This is a genomic window from Bacillus sp. JFL15, assembly GCF_001184225.1.
In the GTDB taxonomy this organism is placed as follows: domain Bacteria; phylum Bacillota; class Bacilli; order Bacillales; family Bacillaceae; genus Bacillus; species Bacillus siamensis.
Map to the genome: position 1 here is coordinate 1338188 of NZ_KQ236689.1, position 19509 is coordinate 1357696.

General features: G+C 47.2%; 21 protein-coding genes and 1 pseudogene. 9 read left to right on the forward strand and 13 right to left on the reverse strand.

Annotation, left to right across the window (positions count from 1 at the left end; translation table 11 throughout):
* Positions 1–2: 2 nt before the first annotated feature.
* The 4 genes from galT to AD710_RS06765 all read right to left on the reverse strand — a co-directional run bounded on the left by galT (position 3) and on the right by AD710_RS06765 (position 3859).
* Complete coding sequence (gene galT, locus AD710_RS06750) at positions 3–1544, reverse strand: UDP-glucose--hexose-1-phosphate uridylyltransferase (RefSeq protein ID WP_049627616.1); 1542 nt, start codon at positions 1542–1544, stop codon at positions 3–5.
* Complete coding sequence (locus tag AD710_RS06755; protein ID WP_049627617.1) at positions 1534–2718, reverse strand: galactokinase; 1185 nt, start codon at positions 2716–2718, stop codon at positions 1534–1536. Before AD710_RS06755 ends, galT begins: the two co-directional genes overlap by 11 nt.
* 51 nt (positions 2719–2769) lie before the next feature.
* The gene (locus AD710_RS06760; protein ID WP_032864817.1) at positions 2770–3156 is read right to left on the reverse strand and encodes a GtrA family protein; all 387 of its coding nucleotides are present in this window, start codon (positions 3154–3156) and stop codon (positions 2770–2772) included.
* Between the two features lie 79 nt (positions 3157–3235).
* Entirely contained in the window at positions 3236–3859 is a 624-nt protein-coding gene (locus AD710_RS06765) for a TetR/AcrR family transcriptional regulator (RefSeq protein ID WP_049627618.1), read from the reverse strand.
* Between the two features lie 336 nt (positions 3860–4195).
* On the opposite strand from AD710_RS06765, the gene AD710_RS06770 reads away from it, so the two are divergent.
* The 3 genes and pseudogenes from AD710_RS06770 to AD710_RS06780 all read left to right on the forward strand — a co-directional run bounded on the left by AD710_RS06770 (position 4196) and on the right by AD710_RS06780 (position 5906).
* Positions 4196–4357 carry an anti-repressor SinI family protein gene (locus AD710_RS06770; protein ID WP_016937514.1) on the forward strand — a complete coding sequence of 54 codons (162 nt, stop codon included), beginning with the start codon at positions 4196–4198 and terminating at the stop codon, positions 4355–4357.
* A 193-nt stretch (positions 4358–4550) separates the two neighbouring features.
* On the forward strand, positions 4551–5231 hold the full coding sequence (locus AD710_RS06775; protein WP_049627619.1) for a class I SAM-dependent methyltransferase: 681 nt from the start codon (positions 4551–4553) through the stop codon (positions 5229–5231).
* Positions 5231–5906: pseudogene (locus tag AD710_RS06780) on the forward strand (glycosyltransferase family protein). The gene AD710_RS06775 and the pseudogene AD710_RS06780 overlap by 1 nt, the downstream one beginning before the upstream one ends.
* A gap of 22 nt (positions 5907–5928) precedes the next feature.
* Here the strand turns inward: AD710_RS06780 and AD710_RS06785 are convergent.
* The 7 genes from AD710_RS06785 to cidR form a co-directional block, all read right to left on the reverse strand.
* Positions 5929–6531: a DsbA family oxidoreductase gene (locus AD710_RS06785; protein ID WP_049627620.1), complete on the reverse strand. Its 603-nt coding sequence runs from the start codon at positions 6529–6531 to the stop codon at positions 5929–5931.
* Between the two features lie 84 nt (positions 6532–6615).
* Positions 6616–7872 (reverse strand): iron uptake transporter deferrochelatase/peroxidase subunit, encoded by a 1257-nt coding sequence (gene efeB, locus AD710_RS06790; protein WP_047475941.1) that lies wholly within the window; start codon positions 7870–7872, stop codon positions 6616–6618.
* Positions 7873–7890: 18 nt separating this feature from the next.
* Positions 7891–9042 carry an iron uptake system protein EfeO gene (gene efeO, locus AD710_RS06795; RefSeq protein ID WP_049627621.1) on the reverse strand — a complete coding sequence of 384 codons (1152 nt, stop codon included), beginning with the start codon at positions 9040–9042 and terminating at the stop codon, positions 7891–7893.
* Positions 9039–10487 (reverse strand): FTR1 family protein, encoded by a 1449-nt coding sequence (locus AD710_RS06800; RefSeq protein WP_049627622.1) that lies wholly within the window; start codon positions 10485–10487, stop codon positions 9039–9041. Before AD710_RS06800 ends, efeO begins: the two co-directional genes overlap by 4 nt.
* A gap of 135 nt (positions 10488–10622) precedes the next feature.
* Complete coding sequence (gene thiE, locus AD710_RS06805; protein ID WP_049627623.1) at positions 10623–11291, reverse strand: thiamine phosphate synthase; 669 nt, start codon at positions 11289–11291, stop codon at positions 10623–10625.
* Positions 11288–12106: a hydroxyethylthiazole kinase gene (gene thiM, locus AD710_RS06810; protein WP_049627624.1), complete on the reverse strand. Its 819-nt coding sequence runs from the start codon at positions 12104–12106 to the stop codon at positions 11288–11290. The genes thiE and thiM overlap by 4 nt, the downstream gene beginning before the upstream one ends.
* A 2-nt stretch (positions 12107–12108) precedes the next feature.
* Positions 12109–13017, reverse strand: coding sequence for a cidABC operon transcriptional activator CidR (cidR, locus tag AD710_RS06815; protein ID WP_049627625.1), 909 nt, complete (start codon positions 13015–13017; stop codon positions 12109–12111).
* Between the two features lie 106 nt (positions 13018–13123).
* Here cidR and AD710_RS06820 point away from each other — a divergent pair, with 106 nt between their 5' ends.
* The 5 genes from AD710_RS06820 to AD710_RS06840 all read left to right on the forward strand — a co-directional run bounded on the left by AD710_RS06820 (position 13124) and on the right by AD710_RS06840 (position 16266).
* Positions 13124–13510 carry a CidA/LrgA family holin-like protein gene (locus tag AD710_RS06820; protein ID WP_016937505.1) on the forward strand — a complete coding sequence of 129 codons (387 nt, stop codon included), beginning with the start codon at positions 13124–13126 and terminating at the stop codon, positions 13508–13510.
* Positions 13492–14172, forward strand: coding sequence for a CidB/LrgB family autolysis modulator (locus tag AD710_RS06825; RefSeq protein WP_012118753.1), 681 nt, complete (start codon positions 13492–13494; stop codon positions 14170–14172). The genes AD710_RS06820 and AD710_RS06825 overlap by 19 nt, the downstream gene beginning before the upstream one ends.
* Before the next feature lie 125 nt (positions 14173–14297).
* Positions 14298–14492 carry a YwbE family protein gene (locus AD710_RS06830; RefSeq protein WP_016937504.1) on the forward strand — a complete coding sequence of 65 codons (195 nt, stop codon included), beginning with the start codon at positions 14298–14300 and terminating at the stop codon, positions 14490–14492.
* A gap of 126 nt (positions 14493–14618) precedes the next feature.
* Positions 14619–15377 (forward strand): MerR family transcriptional regulator, encoded by a 759-nt coding sequence (locus tag AD710_RS06835; RefSeq protein WP_049628778.1) that lies wholly within the window; start codon positions 14619–14621, stop codon positions 15375–15377.
* Complete coding sequence (locus AD710_RS06840) at positions 15364–16266, forward strand: DUF2268 domain-containing putative Zn-dependent protease (RefSeq protein ID WP_082197864.1); 903 nt, start codon at positions 15364–15366, stop codon at positions 16264–16266. The genes AD710_RS06835 and AD710_RS06840 overlap by 14 nt, the downstream gene beginning before the upstream one ends.
* 81 nt (positions 16267–16347) lie before the next feature.
* Here AD710_RS06840 and AD710_RS06845 read toward each other — a convergent pair whose 3' ends face one another.
* A complete protein-coding gene (locus AD710_RS06845; RefSeq protein WP_049627626.1) occupies positions 16348–17535 on the reverse strand; it encodes a class I SAM-dependent rRNA methyltransferase in 1188 nt (395 codons plus the stop codon).
* An 84-nt stretch (positions 17536–17619) separates the two neighbouring features.
* Between AD710_RS06845 and AD710_RS06850 the strand changes: the two genes are divergently transcribed.
* Positions 17620–18003 (forward strand): glyoxalase GlxA, encoded by a 384-nt coding sequence (locus AD710_RS06850; RefSeq protein WP_032875731.1) that lies wholly within the window; start codon positions 17620–17622, stop codon positions 18001–18003.
* A gap of 28 nt (positions 18004–18031) precedes the next feature.
* On the opposite strand, the gene celB is transcribed toward AD710_RS06850, so the two are convergent.
* Positions 18032–19366, reverse strand: coding sequence for a PTS cellobiose transporter subunit IIC (gene celB / locus AD710_RS06855; protein ID WP_016937501.1), 1335 nt, complete (start codon positions 19364–19366; stop codon positions 18032–18034).
* Between the last annotated feature and the right edge of the window lie 143 nt (positions 19367–19509).

Sequence of the window (19509 nt, forward strand, 5' to 3'; positions counted from 1 at the left end):
CCTTAAGGGATGAGGCTTTTTTCAGGCAGAGCGTGCAAATGGCCGATAAACCGCCGGAAAGCCGCTCTGCCTTCTTCTGTCTGTTTAAAGACGCCGGCATGCTCCAATATCCGCGCAAAGACATGGCCGATTTCTTCTTTTAGAATCTGTTCCGCGTTTTCTTCCGTTACCTTCCGCTTATGCAGCACGCCGAGCGCCCAATCTTTATGCTTGGCCGCAAAAGGATCGGCCGTTAAGGCCGCATCCGGGTCCGGTGAGCACAGCGCTTCAGCGGTGCGTTTCAACTCTTGTTCAAGACGCCCCGGCAGAATCGCCAGCCCCATCACCTCAATCAGTCCGATATTTTCTTTTTTCAGATGATGAACTTCCTGATGGGGATGAAAAATTCCCAGCGGATGTTCATCAGAGGTGCGGTTATTTCTGAGGACGAGATCTAATTCGAATAAACCGTTTCTCCGCCGGGCTATCGGCGTAATTGTATTGTGCGGTGTTTCTCCTGAATAAGCGAGGATATCCGCCGCTTCATCGGTATAGCCGCGCCATGCCCGCAGGATGGTGTCCGCCGCGTCAGATAGCTCAGATGCGCTCTCGCTTTGCAGACGGATGACCGACATCGGCCACTTCACAATGCCCATCTTCGTCTTCGGATAATCAGGCAGCCTGTAACGGCTTTCTGTCTCCGCCTGCGCCATGGGAAATTCATGATCGCCGCCCTGAAAATGATCGTGGCTTAAAATACTGCCTCCGACAATCGGCAAATCAGCATTGGAACCGAGAAAATAATGAGGGTACTGGCTGACGAACGCCAGCAGCCTGTCAAACGTTTTTTTGCTGATCTTCATCGGTTCGTGCCGGTCTTTCAATACGATGCAATGCTCCCGGTAATACACATACGGAGAAAATTGCAGAAACCACTGCTCCTCGCCGAGAATCACCGGAATGACGCGAAGGTTTTGACGAGCGGGGTGATCCGGCCTCCCTTCGTACCCGACGTTTTCTTTACAGAGAACACATCTCGGATACTCGGATTGAGGCTGCTCTTTGGCAGCGGCAATTGCTTTCGGATCTTTTTCAGGTTTTGAAAGGTTGATCGTGATATCCAGCTTTCCGTAAGCTGTCTCAGCCGTCCACCCGATATTCCGCTGAATTCTGTCCGAACGGATATAATACACATCCTCTGAAAATCGGTAAAATGCCTTTGTCGCCTGCTCCGGCCCGTGCACCGCCTTTGTTTCTTCAAAGCGCCGGACAATCTCAGACGGCTGCGGGGCAAAGCATCCCATGATCTTCGCAATCAGCAGATCGCGATATGTGTCTGTATCGGCTGCAATCCGGCCTGTTGCTGCCGCCCATTCGTAAATCGGGGCCAATATGTCCGGCAGAGATGCCTCCGATTCATTTTCCGTCCGTACTGATGGTGCCGGATGGGTGATATGCAAAGTTTCATATAAACGGTTTCTTGTATATTCAATATCAAGAAAGGAAATCAGCTCTTTTTGCAGTCCGTACCGGATTAAACGTTCCACATGCCGCTCAATCGCCATCGTCATCCCCCCTTAGTTCTCTCGCTCCGGCTCCGATGTCCGCCGTATAAAAATCGGCCTTTCCCCCGGTCTGTTCCTCATAGCAGGCTCCTGCCGTTTCAATAAAATCTGAAACCGCATCATCCTTGACGATACTGACCGTACAGCCTCCGAAACCGGCTCCCGTCATCCTTGACCCGACAACCCCCTCGTGGCGCCAGGCCGCTTCAGCCAGTGTGTCCAGCTCAAAACTTGTCACCTCGTAATCATCGCGTAACGAGAGATGCGAATCCCTCATTAATTCACCGATATGATGAAGCTGATTGTTACTGAACATGCCGGCTGCCTTTTTGGTGCGGTGATTTTCATAGACGGCGTGTTTCGCCCGGCGTCTGTTCACTTCATTCTGAATCAGCTCCGCATGCGAATCAAAAGCGGAGGGAGACAGCTCCCCCAGCGACTGAATGGAAAGGTGCTTCTGCAGATCATAAAGCGCTTCCCGGCACTCCTTGAGCCTCGTATTATAGCCTGAGTCTGCAAGCGTCCGTTTTTTATTGGTATTCGCAATCACGATCGACAGTCCCGACATCCCGAGTCTAATATATTCAAAGGCGAGCGTTCCGCAATTCAGCAGGATCGCATGATGTTTCTTTCCCATCCCGACGGCGAATTGATCCATAATGCCGCAGCTGACGCCGATAAAGGAATTTTCCGCCGCTTGAGCCAGTTTCACCAAATCGGGCATATCCGCATCAAGCTCATGACATTCCTTGAGAATGACCGCCGTGACAAGTTCAATAGAAGCTGATGATGACAGGCCTGCGCCGTTCGGGATATTTCCCCAGAATACAATATCGAAGCCGTGCGGAAGGGAAAAACCGCTGCGAAGGCATTCCGCCATGACCCCTTTCGGATAATTGGCCCACCCGTCCTCTTTCTGATAGCGGATATCATCGAGACTGCATTCTTTTATGCCTGCTTCCTTAAAACTGTGAGAGTACATTCTGACGAGCCTGTCCCCTCTTTCTCTGACAGCTGCATATGTACCGATCGTCAGCGCGCACGGAAAGACACAGCCCCCGTTATAATCTGTGTGCTCCCCGATGAGATTCACTCTGCCGGGCGCAAAGAAAAGACGCAGGCCTTCCGATTCTCCGAATACATCCGCAAACGCTTTCTTTATTTTGTGTTTCATACGCATCCCCTTTCACCGTTACTCTTTCCCCCCGGGCGCGGAAAGAAACCGTTATGACACGCCCCCTTCTTTCGCTTTTCTGAAAACAATCCACTTGCTGGCAGCATAGTTGACGACTACGATGATGACGTTATCGGCGATTTTCGCCAACGTTTCGTTCATGTGAAATTGACTGACCAAAAGAATCATCATCGCGAGATCTATGCCGAGAGACAAAACCCGCACGCTGAAAAAGGCAGTCAATTCTTTCATCAGACTCCGCATCCCCGCGGTTTTTTGCTGAAATACATACAGTTTATTCGTGACATATGCAAATAGAACGGACAGAACCCAAGCGGCGACGGTCGCCGCCTTGTAATCCATCTCAAATACCGCTGTCAGAATGTAAAAACTGACGATGTTCACGATCGTCGTGAACACACCCATAATGATATACATCATAATTTCTCTGTAACGCATGGCAGTTCCTCGCTTTCTGAAAAACTTTTCTAAACCTTTTGTCAAATCAAGAAGAACGTTACCCTGATTTTCTGCCGCTGACAAAAACATAGAACGCGTCAAACATGCTGCGGAAAGTAACCGGCCTTCCCAGCACATTGGATTGCTTAATCATCCCGTCGATGAGCGCGCACATCATGTTAGCGGTATGCTCGGTATCTATATGGTCTTCTATTAAATTTCTCGATTTGAGCCAATTTATGTACATGGTGCTTTCTTCTATCCATAACTTATACAGGCGGATATACGCCTCATATTCACTGACGACTTTGTAAGTAGGCATATGAACGGCAAAAGACACCACATTCCAGGCAGGCTTGCTGTTTACAAACCGCATCAACAGGCTTGCTGCGCTTGCCGCGGCTTCACAAAGCGTCAACGGCCGCGCTGTTTGCTTTTCTAATTCGTCGAGATAGCCCGTGATGATCCTTTTTTTAATCTGACGCCTGTCTAACAAATGCTTCAGAAAATCTTCCTTGCTTTCAAAATGAACGTAAAACGCGCCTTTGCTGAACCCCGCCGCTTTACTGATGTCATCGATTGAGACTGAATCGTAAGCTCTGTCAATCAGGAGATGAAGGCCTGCGTCAATAAAACTTTCAAATGTTTCTTCTCTCTTAATTTGAAATTTGTTTTTTTTCATTTTTTACCCCAGCTGTTTGATCATTCACTTTATCTTACACCGAATCATTCTTTTGCGGTATTTTTTATACAAAAAGAATATGCTAGTCGACGATCAAAGGGTAAATGTTAATAGGTCATATGATTTATTTTTATTTACATACTATCCAGTCAGTATTTATTTGTTTATTATTATACGTAAGAATTCTTGAAGGATTTTGGTTATTTCAGTCATTTTTTTAGGGAATAGGTAGGTGAATTCATCTTCAATTTGGGATTACCGGCCAACTATGTGTGATATTTGTTACACATTGGCTGCTGTAGCTGGGCAAATCATTTTTTTCAATTGGAGGTTCTTATGAAAACTCATGTAATGAAGAATATAGATCAAGATTGGCAATTGTTAATTCAAGAGGCTAGAATCATGGGTTTGCACATTGACGATGTAAGGCGATTCTTAAATACTGAAAAAGCGGTGAAGAAAAAAACACCAATGAAAAACACCATCCGCCAGCAGTAAGATTTACAGGCGGATCCTTTCACCCGAGTTTTCAAAGGAACACTGCCATCTTAAGAGGGGAATCAGAGTACAAAACCGTGAACGGACAACCATTCCCGCCCCATTCCGCTACCTGAACCAGCCAAACATGGTGATATGAGATCCCCCCGCTGCATATCTTGTGTATTATGCCCATTTATGAGGTGATACACGGATGGATACGAATCCCTATTATGATGAAAAACAACAGAGCTACTACGAAGGCCTGAATCCTTATTTATTAAACAAAATAGACAAAAACTGGCGGACAGTGCTCGATGTCGGCTGCGGCACGGGCAATTTAGGCGCGGCGATTGAAGACCGCGGAATAACGGTTTACGGCATTGAAGCGTCTCCTGAAGCAGCAAAAAAGGCGGAAAGTAAATTGAGCCATGTGCTTTGCGGCGACATTGAATCCACCATTCTTCCGTACGAATCAGAACAATTCGATTGTATGCTGTTCGGAGACGTTCTGGAGCATCTTGTCGACCCGTGGTCAGTGCTGAAAAAGCTTCGCCCGTATGTAAAAAAAGACGGCACGGTGCTTGCATGCATACCGAATGTCGGTCACATCTCAGTGGTGCTGGAGCTTTTAGCCGGCAAATGGACTTACAGGGACGCCGGGTTAATGGATCAGACCCACCTGCGTTTTTTTACCCGAGAAGAAACTCTTTTATTATTTAAAGCGGCAGGCTATGAGGTGAAACGCATTGAGGCGATCCGCGTTGATCATCCCTCTTATCACCGGGCCATCGCCTCATTGCACGAAGTATGCGTACAGCTTGGCATAAGACATGATTTTCTGACAGAAGCATCGGCCTATCAATACGTGATTGAGGCCGAGAGGAGCATGTAATGGATGCACATTCATTTCTGTTTGTCATTTGTGTGAATGACGAGTCGCTCTACTCCCGATGCAAAAACCATATTCTGAAGCTTACCGTTCCCCTCTCACATTCCGTTGATATCATGCCGATATACGATTCAGAAAGCATGGCCTCCTCCTACAACAAAGCGCTGAAACACCCTTCCAAAATATAAAATTTATCTGCATCGGGATACATTTATCATTCATCAGCATTTCCTGCGAGACATGCTTCATATCTTTCAATCTCACCGTGAGCTCGGTCTTCTCGGTGTCGCGGGCTGCAAAACGCTTCCGCCGAACGGCATTTGGCGGGAAAGCGGGCAGCGGATTGGGAAAGTGATTGAATACCGCGGGAATGCTTACCATCCGCTTGAATTCGAGAACGGTGATGAAGACGGACTGTTTATGCCCGCTGACGCCATTGACGGATTGTTAATGGCCTCTCAATATGACGTGGAGTGGCGGGAGGATTTGTTTCGGGGCTTTCATTTTTATGACACATCACAGTCGCTCGAATTTCAAAAACACGGCTATCAAGTCGGCGTCGCCTGCCAGAAAGACCCTTGGTGCCTTCATTTTTGCGGTGACTCCTTTGACGCCGCGGCGTATGAAGCGGACAGACAAATATTTGTCAAACACTATATAGGAAAGCCCTCTTGCTGATGCAAAGAGGGCTTTTTACGGATTAACGTTTATTCAATTCCCGTTCAATAATTTGTTCAAAAGTTTCCTTTCCCGCAACGCCCGGGATTCTTTCATCGCCGATGATAAACGTCGGCACTGCCGTAATTCCGGCTTCCTCATAGGCATGGCGGAGCGCTTCCCGCTGCATGTCCCTGTACGCTCTTGTCTCAAGCGCCTCTTTGAACGCGACGCCGTCAAGTCCGGATTCTTCCGCGAGCTTTGTCAGCACGTCTATGTCACCGATATTTTGTTCTTCCTGAAAGAATGCCTGAAAAATGCGTGTATGGTATTCGCTTTCTTTCCCATATTCCTTCGCAAAATGAAAACCTTCAAACGCCAAATCCGTGTAGGGATGCGGTGATACGCGGGGAAATGTCATCTCAACGCCTAAAGACTGCGCCATCGGTTCAATTGAATTTTTCCACATCTGCCGCTTTGCGGGATCATTTACCGGATCAAGTTTCGGTGAGGGACTCGGACGCAATTCAAACGGCATCCATTCCACCTGCACGTCCTTGTCCTTGATTGCTTCTTCAAACGCCGCTTTGCCGACAAAGCAAAACGGACATACATAATCAGTATATACTTTAATCTTCAGTGTCATTGTATGTCTCCTTTCCTTTTTATTTTACGTTGTAACAAAAATTGTTACAAGTGTTTTTTTAAAACACCCTCCATATGGAAGGTGTCACGATTCCAGCAGCTTCTGGGCGATATATTCTCCTTTTTTACAGCCTCCGGGACAGGCGAATAAAGAAGAGCCGATCGTTTGTGTGTATTCATTCAGCGCATCCTTTGCTGCCAAAGCTTTCAGCATCGGGACAAATTGGCGGTCCGGGTCTTTTTGAAAGCTGATAAACAGCAGGCCTGCGTCAACATAGCCCGTCTTCGGGTCGATTCCGTCCGTATAAGAAAACGCCCGCCGCAGAATCTGTCTGCCGGTTGATTTCGCCACGCTGACATGAGAGTCGGCGGGAATTTGATTCAGCTTGACGGGATCAGTCTCCTTTTTTTGTCCGAAAGGAGCGCCCGAGCTTTTCACTCGCCCAAACGTGTCCTCTTGTTCCTTCAAGGATGAACGGTCCCATATTTCTAAAAACATTTTAATTTTCCTAAACGCCATGTACGTGCCGCCCGTCATCCAGTCCGGCTCCCCTGATTGAACCCAAACGATTGAATTCATCAGATTTTCATCCTTTGTGCTTTGGTTGCCGGTGCCGTCTTTGAATCCGAAAAGATTGCGCGGGGTTTCGCCGTTTTTCCCGCCGCTTAAGAAACCTTTATTGAGAAAACGGACTTCACACACGCCGACAGCCTGTTTAATCAGATTGCGCACCGCGTGGAACGCCGTTTGTTCATTATCCGCACAGACCTGAATGACGATATCACCGCCGCCTTGTTTCTGATCGAGCTTGTCGTTAGGCATCGGCGGAATGTCAGCGAGGTGCTTCGGTTTTTTATCCTTCAGCCCAAAGCGGTCCTTCCCGTCTTTTTCAAAAAATCCGGCGCCGAAGCCGAAGGTAACGGTTAAATTCGCCGGTGCCAGATCCTGCGACTCCCCGGTATCCTGCGGAGGCATATATTTATTTTTTTGCTCGCCTGACAAAGCGGCGCCTGAGGTCAGCAGCTGCGTCAGACTGGTCCAATTTCTGAAGAGGGAGATGACATCAGCTTTGTCGCTTGACTTGACATCAAGCGCCGCAAAATACACATACGTCTGATGCGCCGTTGTGATTCCCGCTTGGTGCTTCCCGTAAAAAGGAACGATTTGATCATTATCACTTTTTCCTTCACTCTTCTTTGAAGCGGTGGCCGCCGGTTTGAAGAGCGGAGCGAGTCCTCCGAGGCCGCTCGCTCCCACAGCGACGGCGGCGCCCGCTACGGCGCCCCACTTCAGGACATCCCGTCTGTGGATCTGTTTTTCCTTGTTTTGTTCATCGCTCATGCTGTGTCATAACTCCTTTTAAAGCACATCGGCAATCTTCGACATGGTTTCAGAAAGGGCCGTCAGCTTCGTGCTTATCTCTCTGATTTGATCTTTACTTAATTTATCATAAGGCGTATACGAATGATCGCCTGTTTTGTATTTCGACATCAAAACTTCAAATTCGCTGAATTCCGTATCAAGTTTTTCCGTGACGCCGGAATGATCTTTCACAAGTGCGCTTTTCACTGTTTCATAGACGGCTTTTGAGCCTTCGACGTTGGCGGCCAGATCTGTTAAATCAATGCGGGAGTAACGTTCTTCTTCACCCGTGATTTTTGAGATGCCCGCTTCATTCAGAAGCTCCATGGCGCCAGCGACGATTTGTTCAGGTGTCAGTTTGAGAGAATCGATAGAACCGTCAAGCTTCTTCACATCCTTTAACAGGACGGAGGCCGTTTCTTTTTCGCCAGAAATCTGATTGTCCTTCCAGAGCGCTTTTTCAAGCTTGTGGAAGCCCGTCCATTTGCCGCCTTCTTCCACATCATTTTCTCTGGCATCGATTTTCGGATCAAGCGTGCCGAGGCTTTCGGCAATCGGTTCAATTCGCTCATAATAGACGCGCGCCTTCGGGTAAAGTTGTTTCGCTTGATCGATGTCACCCGCCTTGACGGCGTCTGTGAACGCTTCGGTCGATTTTACAAGCTGATCGCTCTGTTCTTTGACATATGTTTTATAGTCACCCGCCGCTTTCTTGAGCTGGTCACTGGCCTTTTTGCTGCTTTTTCCAGCGCCCGTCAGCTCCTCCAGCGAGGCTGTCAGCGATATAGATTCCGATTTAATCTTCTCTGTATCAGGCTTATCTTTTTGTGCTTCTGTATAAATCGGCTGCAGGTGCTTTTCGATATCCGTGTATTCAAACGGATAATCTCCGCGGATTTTATTTTCAAATGAGAGCCAGTAGCTGTTCAGTTCTTTTCCTTTTTGCTGAATGCCTTTCCGGTCTTGTTTTTTAACGGATTCATTCAGTTTGGTCAGAATATCCTCCATTTTGTCCACTGATGTTTTGATGTCCTGGTTAACACTGGTTTTTTCGGCTCCTTTGTCAGACGCTGACTGCTGAGCGCCGCAGCCCGAGCACAGAGCGAGGAGTAAGCCGGCTGATAAAGCCGCTTTCCGGATCTGTTTCATTTTGCAACTTCCCTTCTATTCGATTTTAATTTTACGGCTTCCATGATGAGTGCTGCGGCTAAAAAGCCAATGATGAACAGCTGCGGAATGGTGCTGAAAACCGACGGATAGATGCCGAGAAACGATACCGACGGAAGCCAGCTTTCAGCGTCAGACGGGAGAATATCCGCCAGCTGCAAGCTGTGGATGCCCGTACCGAGAAATTTCACGCACATATACAAAACGACGGCCATGGACAGCAGAAAGAACGGCTTTAACGGAATCCGCATTCCGAGCTTAATCATGAGAAAACCCGCTGCCGCAAGGATCAGCAATCCCGCTGCGGTTCCTCCTATTAATTCGGTAAGCGGCAGCTTGCCGACGAGGCCGATAAAAAAGATTACCGTTTCAAGCCCTTCTCTGACGACTGCCAAAAAGGCGATCAGTGCGAAGGACAGCAGACTTCCTTTTTTAAGCGCCTGCGATTTTTGTGTGTTGATTTTTTCCCGCCATTTATCCATTGAAGCGTTGCGGTGGAGCCAGACGCCGACAAACAGGAGCATCACGGCAGACAGAATGCCGGTCACGCCGCCGAGCAGAAAATTGTTTTCTCCGAAAATGTTTGAGGAAAACAGCAGGGTGACGCCGACTCCCGCCCCGAGAGAGACGAGCATGCCGAGTGACGCTCCGCCCCAGATCCAAGCGGATGAACGGATGACCCGGGCTTTTTTCGTCATCGTCAACAGCGCGCCGATCACAAGAAGCGCCTCCATTCCCTCCCTTATCGGGATAAGAGCGGCGTCCAGCCAGCTGTAGCTGCTTGACGCAATCGGCTCAAGGAGCTGAATCATTTCGTCAATATGTTTAACGGCCTGATCCGGGCGATTTTCGGCTTCCGCTTTCATGAGCGCCAGATTCTCTTCTGAGGTTGTGTAGGCCGTTTTGGATTGGGACACGACGTCTCCTTCGACAGCCAGCCAATTCGTGACAAGCTGATCGATTTTTGCTTGGGCTTCAGCAGTTTGGCTGCTTTTGATCAGCTGTTTCGTCTCTTTTAAGCTTTCAATATAGGCTGAGAGTGTAAGCCTTGAGCTCCCTCCGGCTGCACCTTTTAATGTGACGGCCTGCCGGTAGGTTTCTAAATGGGACCCAAGCTCAGTAAGCTCCGCCTGTACCTTTTTGGTGTCTTTATTAAGCAAAGAAAGTGAAATCATTGCGATATTGGAGTTCATTTTTGAATAGGAAGATAGATTTTCTTTTTTAATAGCAGGTTCTTCCTTTTTCCATACTGTTTTGAATTGTGAAAATGTTTTTTCGGCGGATTGCAGGTTTCCGTCCTTTGCAGATTGAATCATTTGCTGATTCAGGCTGATAAGTGAAGCGATGGGATCAGCGCCTTTCGCCACGGCAGAAGAACTGGCTATGACGAGCAGGCTGAATAACATGAAAGCAAGCTTCCGTGCCATCATGCACCTCCTGTAGTTGAAAATGATTATCATTATATATCATAATCATAGTCCGATCTCGGCCTTTGTCAATAAAAAGTTGCGCATACAAAAAAAGGGCCGTCCTCCCCGGACAGCCCTCCTGACAGAAACATGTCAGCTTTTTGCTTTGGAACGCTGAATTTCTTCAAAAAATCTGCGCGCCGCCTCTTTTGGATCATCGGATTGGCTGATAGCGCTGATCATGCTGACGCCGTCTGCTCCTGCTTTAATGACGGGCGCCGCATTGGCCGCCGTAATGCCGCCGATTCCCACAATCGGAATGGTGATGCCCTGACGCCGCACCTCTTCAATTAATGTAACGCCCTGCACAGCTTCAGCATCTTTTTTCGTTTCGGTTGGATAGACCGGGCCCATTCCGACGTAATCGGCTCCGGCAGCTTCCGCCCGCTTCACCTCGGAGACATTATGTGCTGATACACCGAGAATCATTTCACCGATTGCCGCTCTCGTTTCTGCAGCGTCTGCATCATCCTGGCCGATATGCACTCCGTCCGCCTTAAGGCGCAAGGCCAATTCAACATCATCATTAATGATGAAAGGAATGCCGGCCTGTCTGCAGACATCCTGCACCTGCTTTGCAAACTGGACACGTTCCTCCCCTGTTAAAGAACCGGTCCCCTTTTCCCGAAATTGAAAAAGCGTAGCGCCGCCCTCTATGGCTTTTTTCACCACAGACACGGGGTCTGCGTCAGTATTATTTGATCCCATAATAAAATAAACCGATAACATATCCTTCATCATTTCCCGAGAAATACGCGTCATTTTTCTGTCATCCTTTCAATTGCAGCAAGCTCGGCCGCTTCTTGTTCTGAAATGCTTGCCAGCTTGTTTAAAAGCTCGATCTGGAAGCTGCCCGGGCCCTTGTGAGACGTGTCCAAAGCGGCAAGCTGAGCGGCGCTTCCGTATACAGAAACGGCTGAAACCGCCGCTTGCAGAACATCCTGGCCCGCTGCGCAGAACGCTCCGATTACAGACGTCAGCAGGCATCCCGCCCCCGTCACCTTCGTCAGCAGTTTATCACCGTTATGAACGGCGTATGTGTCGGTGCCGTCAGAGATGATGTCAGTTTTTCCGGTAATCGCAATGACCGTTTTCAGCCCGCTTGCAGCCGTCTTAGCGAGCTGAAGCGTATCTCCTCCGCCTTCCCCAGCATCCACGCCTCTTATCTTCCAATCGGATACGCCGGCAATATTGGCGATTTCCGCGGCATTTCCGCGAATGACGGACAAGCGGACCTCCTGTATGATTTTGCGGGCTGATGCCGTCCGAAACGGCGTGGCGCCGGCGCCTACCGGATCAAAAATGACCGGAACGCCGTTTTCGTTGGCTGATTTTCCTGCGGCGATCATAGCTTCAACCGATGCCGAACTGAGGGTGCCTATATTCAGGACGAGCGCTCCGGCGATTTTCGCCATGTCGGCGGCCTCCTCAATTGCATAAGCCATAACGGGCGATGCGCCGAGCGCGAGCAGACCGTTAGCGGTGAAGTTCGTGACGACGTTATTGGTGATACTGTGAACGAGCGGGCATTGCTCCCGCACTTTACTCAAGTGTTGAGCTGCGGTTTGTGCATCCATGATTAATCATCCTTTTTTCTCTTTTTCGGATTCCACAAATACGATTTTGTATGTTCCAGCCAGGCTCTGGCGGCAAAGGACATGTAGCGGTCCTTCCGCCAAATGATGGCTAAATGCCACGGAATGACCGGGTGAACGAGCGGAATGGTTTTGACTTTCTCAGGATCAAGGCCGCGGCAGATTCTTTCCGGCAGCAGGCCGATGCCGAGATTGGCCGATACCATTTCGCTGATAAAGTCCCACTGTGACGTTTCATAAATGACGTGCGGCCTGAACCCGGCTTTCACACATTCCGTCATAATTCGATTGTGAAGGACAAAATCCTCCCTGAAAAAGATGAACGGCTCTTCTTTCAATTCGTGAAGACTGCATTCTTTCTCGTCCGCGAGCCGATGTGACGGATGGACGACGAGCATGAGGGTTTCCTTTACGATTGTAAACGTATGAAAAATCTCTTCATTCGCGGGAAGCACGACGACCCCGATATCAAGCGAGCCGTCCTCCACACCTTGCTGCACTTTAATAGAGCCGTCTTCTACGAGCTGAAACGTCACGTCGGGATATGTGACGCGGAAGTCACCGAGCACTCTCGGGAAAAAGCTCGACCCGATCATCGGCGGCAATCCGATGCGGACGTGCCCCTTCTTTACCTTCATAATATCATTCAGCTCTGATGTCAGGTTTTGGAATGACTTTGCGATTTCCTGCGCCTGCACATACATGCTCTGTCCGGCGTCAGTCAGTTCAACCTGCCGGCCATTGCGGTAAAACAGCTTGATGCCGAGCTCCGTCTCCAGATTTTTAATCATTTTTGAAATTGTCGGCTGTGAAACATACAATGACTGCGAAGCCTTCGTAAAACTTTTCAAACGGGCCACTTCCAAGAAGTACGTTAAGTGCCGGATGTCCATTTCATTTCATCCTTTCTATAGACAAAAGGAATACATATTATTCTTTATATATATTTTACCTATAGCAAAACCTTATGTACAATATAAATATAAGGGAGGCATCATTATGAAAAAATTGTTGCTTACCGTTATTCAAATCGCTCTGCTGTTTATATTTGCGCGTCTGATCAATTGGGTCACGGCGGCTCTTCATATAAATATTCCCGGCAGTATAATCGGGATTGTGATTCTTTTCACATTGTTGCATTTCAAGATTATCAAGCTTGAATGGATCGAGCTTGGCGCAGCATGGCTCCTCGGTGAGCTGCTGTTGTTTTTCATCCCGTCTGCCGTCGGAGTGATTGAATACGGAGATATTATGTCTAAATTCGGTGTAAGCATTTTACTTGTCGTCATCATCAGCACATTTGTCGTGATGGTTTCAACAGGTACGCTTACACAGCTGATAGCAAAAAGAAAGGAGAAAAAACAAACGTGTTCATCGGAATCATAAGTTTATTCTTAACTGTCTTAGTGTATTTGGGCGCGAAAAAACTCTACATTCGTTTTCCGCGGGTGTATACGTCGCCGCTTCTGATTACGCCCGCTGTTTTGGTCGTACTGCTGCTTCTTGTCAATGTCCCGTATCAGACATACAATCTCGGCGGCGGACTGCTGACCGATATGCTTCAGCCGGCAACAGTGGCGTTCGCCATCCCGCTTTATAAATATTTCCCGATTTTAAAGAAATACGCCGTGGAAATTATTTTGAACGTAGCGGTCGGTTCATGTATCGCCATTCTGTCAACGGCCTTTATCGCGAAATGGTTCCATCTCGGCAGCAGCTTAGTCGACAGTCTCGTGCCGCGATCAGTGACGACGCCGATTGCCATGAACGTATCAGAAATGATCGGCGGGATGCCGGCCGTTACAGCGGTTTTCGTCATTTTAACGGCTTTATTGGGAACGATCATCGGGCCGATGGTCATCCGCTATTTCCGCATTGATAACGAAATTGCCCGGGGCGTGCTGCTCGGAACAAGCGCACACGGAGCGGGAACATCTAAAGCATTTGAGCTCAGCTCCGTTTCAGGTACGATCTCAAGCGTGTCCATGATTCTCGCCGCGATTATGACGCTGTGCGCGGCCCCGATTTTGCTTTCGTTTATGTCATAAAAGACTGCTCCTGACAGAGCGGTCTTTTTTATTTGCCAGAGATCAATCAGTCTGTCCTTCATAAAAAGACGAAAACACGATATGATAAGACATGAAATGAAAAGTCTGAAGAACGGATGTGTCATATGAACGGCCAGCAGCGAAATAGCATCAGAAAAGGGCTTGAAGTCGATATCGTCTTGAAAGCCGATCAGCGTTCAGGAAAACTGACAAGAGGAATCGTGAAAGATATTTTGACGAACTCAAGCTTCCACCCGCGCGGCATTAAGGTTCGCCTGGAGGACGGGCGAATCGGCCGGGTCCAGCAGATTATTGAATAGAAAAAAGCCGGGGCTGCGTGCCCGGCTTTTTTTGTTGTGATAGCTAAATCGAAAAATCCATAACTAACTATTGACTCTTACGCCGCGTAATACTTTAGAGTAGCAATTGAGGAGGCGGAAAAAGTGATGGATATGAAAGTAAAAGAAGTAGCTGAACTGATTGGAGTAAGCATCCGTACTCTCCATCATTACGATCAGATTGGATTATTGACTCCTAAAACTACCGATTCTGGTTATCGGCTTTATTCAGAAGAACACCTTGAACAGCTGCAACAGATATTATTTTTCAAGGAGCTCGATTTCTCCCTGAAAGAGATTAAAGAAATCATTAATAGTCCTTCATTTAACCGAAGAGAGGCTTTAATCTTACAAAAGAAAATGTTGATGGAGAAACGAAATCGAGTCGACAAGATGATTGATACCATTGATAAATCAATCAAACATATGATGGGAGAAATCTGCATGACAAACAAAGAGAGATTTGAGGGAATTCACTTTAAACATAATCTTTATGAACAAGAAGCTCGCAAACGGTGGGGGGATGAACCTGTCGATAAGGTGAATATAAGATTGAAAAGCATGACTGATGGTGAACAAAAAGATTTATCTGATAAGTGGACTGCAATGTTCAATAAATTTGCATTGCTCATTAACCAATCCCCCAACTCTCCGAAAGTACAAATAGCTGTAAAAGAATGGTTTGATTTTTTAAATGATAATTTTGGTGAATATTCTTTTGATGCCTTTTATGGATTAGGTCAACTCTATGTTGAAGATAAACGCTTTACTAAGAACATCGATCAGTATGGTGAAGGATTGGCGAAGCTCATGAGTGACGCAATTAAAATTTATATAGATAATCAAAAAAAGGGTGATACCAATTAAAATCATTATAGAGGATACAATCGGGCAATACGAAAAGTTATTTTCAATAATTGAAAATAGAGAAGATTATTATCGATACTCAATGATGAAACCCTTCGAAGACATGTGGAAGAAGATTAATGTTCCCTTAAAGTCAAAACACCCTAACGGATATGATGTAATAATGGCTGCAAATATGCTGGGCTACCTGAGCATATCGGACACGGAAACCGGAAAAAAAGCATTAGAGAGCCTGAAAGAAATTCAAGCTCCTCAAATTGCATATGATGCCTTAACTCATTGTGTTGAATTCCTCAAAGAAAGCAACTTAAAAATAAACGCTGATGAAATAAGATTTGGAATGTATCTGGCTAATCCAAAAAAACTTGAATTACATAAAGGATATTGCGGATTTGGAGGAATTCCGGGATTTATTCAAGTTAGTATTTTTCCCAATACTTATAATATACCGAGACTGCCTGCTGTAATCGCACATGAATTTCATCATAATATTCGTTTTTCGTATTTCAATTGGGATTATGGGAACGTAACGGTTGGTGATTACTTAATTATAGAGGGGCTGGCAGAATCGTTTGCCAAAGAACTTTACGGAGAAGCTCTGTTAGGCCCTTGGGTTACTTCTTTTGAAAAGGAAGACTTAGAATACTCAAAAGAAATCATCAAAGACTCATTAAATATGAAAGGATTTGCTGAGGTCAGCAGTTACATGTTTGGTGACATCTTTGCAGTCCAACAAGGTTATCAGCCTGTCGGCTTATCACCGTTTGCAGGCTATGCGGTTGGCTACCAAGCAGTGCAATCCTTCATGAAGGCCAACAATGTGGGAATTAGAGAGGCCACTTTACTTAATACAGATGAGATACTGCATAATAGCGGACTGTTTCTTTAACAACCTGTTTTATTTTCAACCAATTTAAAGCGATGAAGGAAGGTTTTCTTTCCCCCTCTTTCATCGCTTTAAACGATAATCCTATTTTTTCCGTAAGAAAACAACCTTTAAATAGTTCCCTTCTTTAAACGCGGGAATCGTTTTGAAATCTTCCGGAAGCGTATATTCTTCCAAAATGTCGTAACGCTCGTTTGTTTCTTTGAAGGCGGTCTCTATAAAGCCTTTAAATTTCTTCATATTGAAGGCGCTGCTGTTTGTCGATGCAACGATGATGCCGTTTTTTGCGGTGATGGCGATCGTTTCCTTCAGCAGGTTTTTATAATCTTTCGCCGCGCTGAACGTCCGTTTTTTTGTACGAGCGAAAGAAGGCGGGTCAAGAATGATGAGGTCAAACGCCAGCCCTTTTTTCTCCGCATAGCCGAAGTATTTGAAAACATCCATGACTTTAATATCATGTGCTTCGTAATCAATTCCGTTGGCGCTGAACTGTTCAATCGTTTTTGCAAGGCTGCGGTTGGCGACATCGACACTGGTCGTTTTCTCAGCTCCTCCAAGCGCCGCCGCAATCGAAAATGCCCCCGTATAAGAGAACGTATTCAACACCCGTCTGCCGTTTGCATACTTGTCCCGAATCGCTTTGCGTACATGACGCTGGTCTAAGAAAATGCCCGTCATCGCCCCGTCGTTTAAATCCACCGCGTACTGTATGCCGTTTTCTTGGACAATGATTGGAAAGTCTCCTCTTTCACCTTTGACAAAATCGTCGTCTTCCACGTACTGTCCGGCGGTATCAAACCGTTTCTTTTCGTAGATCGCCTTATAAGAAAGCTCCAGCCCGTCAATCGCCTCAATCAAACTGTCCTTATATGCATAAATGCCTTTGCTGTACCACTGAATCAGCAGATAACCGTCATAGACATCAATCGTGACGCCGCCGATGCCGTCGCCCTCACCGTTGAACAGACGGAACGCCGTCGTATCGGGCGCCTTAAACAGATGGGCTCTTGCTTCAGCCGCTTTTTTCAGCTTGTCCAAAAAGAAACGTCCGTCGATTTGTTCGTCTCTCGCACGGGACAGCACCCAGCCGACTCCTTTATTCTGCAAACCGTAATAGCCTTTCCCGATAAATTCGCCCTTCTCGGATGTCACATCAAAAAGATCGCCCTCTGTTAAATGAGCCGAGCTTCCGGACAGAGCGTCTTTTTCAATCAGGGGGAATCCTTTTTTCAGCTTTCCGGCAAATGTATCTTTCACTGTAAGTAGCTTCATTGTGCATTCCTCTTTCGTTTTGCTTTCTCTTATCGTACCATAAAACATGCATTGTCCCGAAAAATTCAAAACAGGGGGAAAACCATGACAGCCAAAAGAATCGACCATACAGGCATTATGGTCAAAGATATTGAAACATCCATTGCTTTTTACCAAGACGTTCTCGGTATGCAGTTAAAGGATCGTATCACTCATACGAACGGCATTATTGAACTTGCCTTTCTCGGCTTTCAGGAAGGGCCTGAGACGGAGATTGAGCTGATTCAAGGCTACAGCAGCGAGCTTCCCGCAGAAGGAAAAGTGCATCATATCGCTTTATTAACTGAAGATATCGCGGCGGAATTCACGCATGCGAAGCGTCAGGGCGCCGTATTTATCGATGAAGAAATCACGACGCTTCCGAACGGATACCGCTACTTTTACATTGAAGGACCTGACGGCGAATGGATCGAATTTTTCCAGCGTTAAAAAAAAACGGGCAGAAGCGCCCGTTTTTTTATATTTCTTCTGTGACGTTTTGTTCCGCTGCCCGTTCCTCTCTCCATTTTTGAAGATCCCACATTCTGAAAAACGGATAATAAATGATAAATGTAATCAGGAGGTTGATCAGCTGCATGACCGAACCGGAGATTTTCCCGCCCGTCGCCAGATAACCGGAAATCAGCGGCGGCATCGTCCACGGTACGGCGATTCCCGCCGGTTTTGCCACCATTCCCGTGCTCATCCCGATGTACGTCGCCGTAATGGTCAAGAGCGGTGCGATGATAAAAGGCACGATTAACAGCGGATTCATGACGAGCGGCATCCCGAAAATAATCGGCTCGTTAATGTTAAAGATCGCGGGTCCGATGCCGAGTCGGCCGAGCTGTTTCATCTGTTTGCTTCTGGAGCGCACAAGCATGGTCAGCACAAGGGCAAGCGTTGCGCCGCTTCCGCCGACATTGATCCATATTTGAAAGAACTGTGTCGTAAAAATGCTCGGCAGCGCTTCTCCCGCCTGAAAAGCCAAACGGTTGGCGTCCATCGCCCCGTACCAGATCGGCGACATGACGCCGCCGATAATGGACGCGCCGTGTATGCCGCACGACCAAAGCAGCATTTGCACGAATTCGGCGATAAGACTTCCGCCGAGACTCCCGCCCAAAATAGACAGCGGGGTGCCCAGCAGATCGCCTACGACATTGTGGAGGCTTTTAAAAGGAGTTATTTCAATAAACAGACGGGCCAGCCATACGAGCGTAATAATAATGAAACCGGGGATGAGCGCAACAAACGATTTGCTGACCGCAGGCGGCACTCCGTCAGGCATCTTAATGACGATATTTCTTTGTACGATAAACCGGTACACTTCCGTAGACAGCATTGCTATGATCATCGCGACAAACAGACCTTTGCTCCCGAGCAGCGAAATCGGAATGCCGCCCCCCACCATAATCTCTGTTGACGAGCCGTCAGGAATAAACGGAATCTGATACGGTGTCGCCAATAAAAAGGCGGCAAGGGCAATGGCTCCCGACGACAGGGCATCGACCTCATAGCTTTCCGCAAGCCGGTAAGCAATCCCGAAGGCAGCGACAAGCGCCATAATGTCAAAGGACGCATTCACGGGATACCCGAGCTTTTCAACCCAATTTTCACCGAAAAGACCCGCCATAAAATCGGCATAACCGGGAATCGGAAGACTCGTCAGAATCAGAAAAACCGATCCGATGATAATAAGCGGCATAGTCAAAATAATGCCGTCCCGCAAAGCCCTTAAGTGCCTTTGGCCGGCGACTTTTCCGGCGACAGGCATGATTTTTTCTTCCATGACCCGATTAAACGTACTCATTTATCAAAAAACCCCCTTTTTGAGTTCATTGCGCAGATGTCTTAAAGCATTTTCTCCATCATATTTTGGAAACGCTTACATTTGCATACAGAAATTTTCCTTATCCCTTAGGAAAAAAAAGAATTCCGCACTGCCGATATATA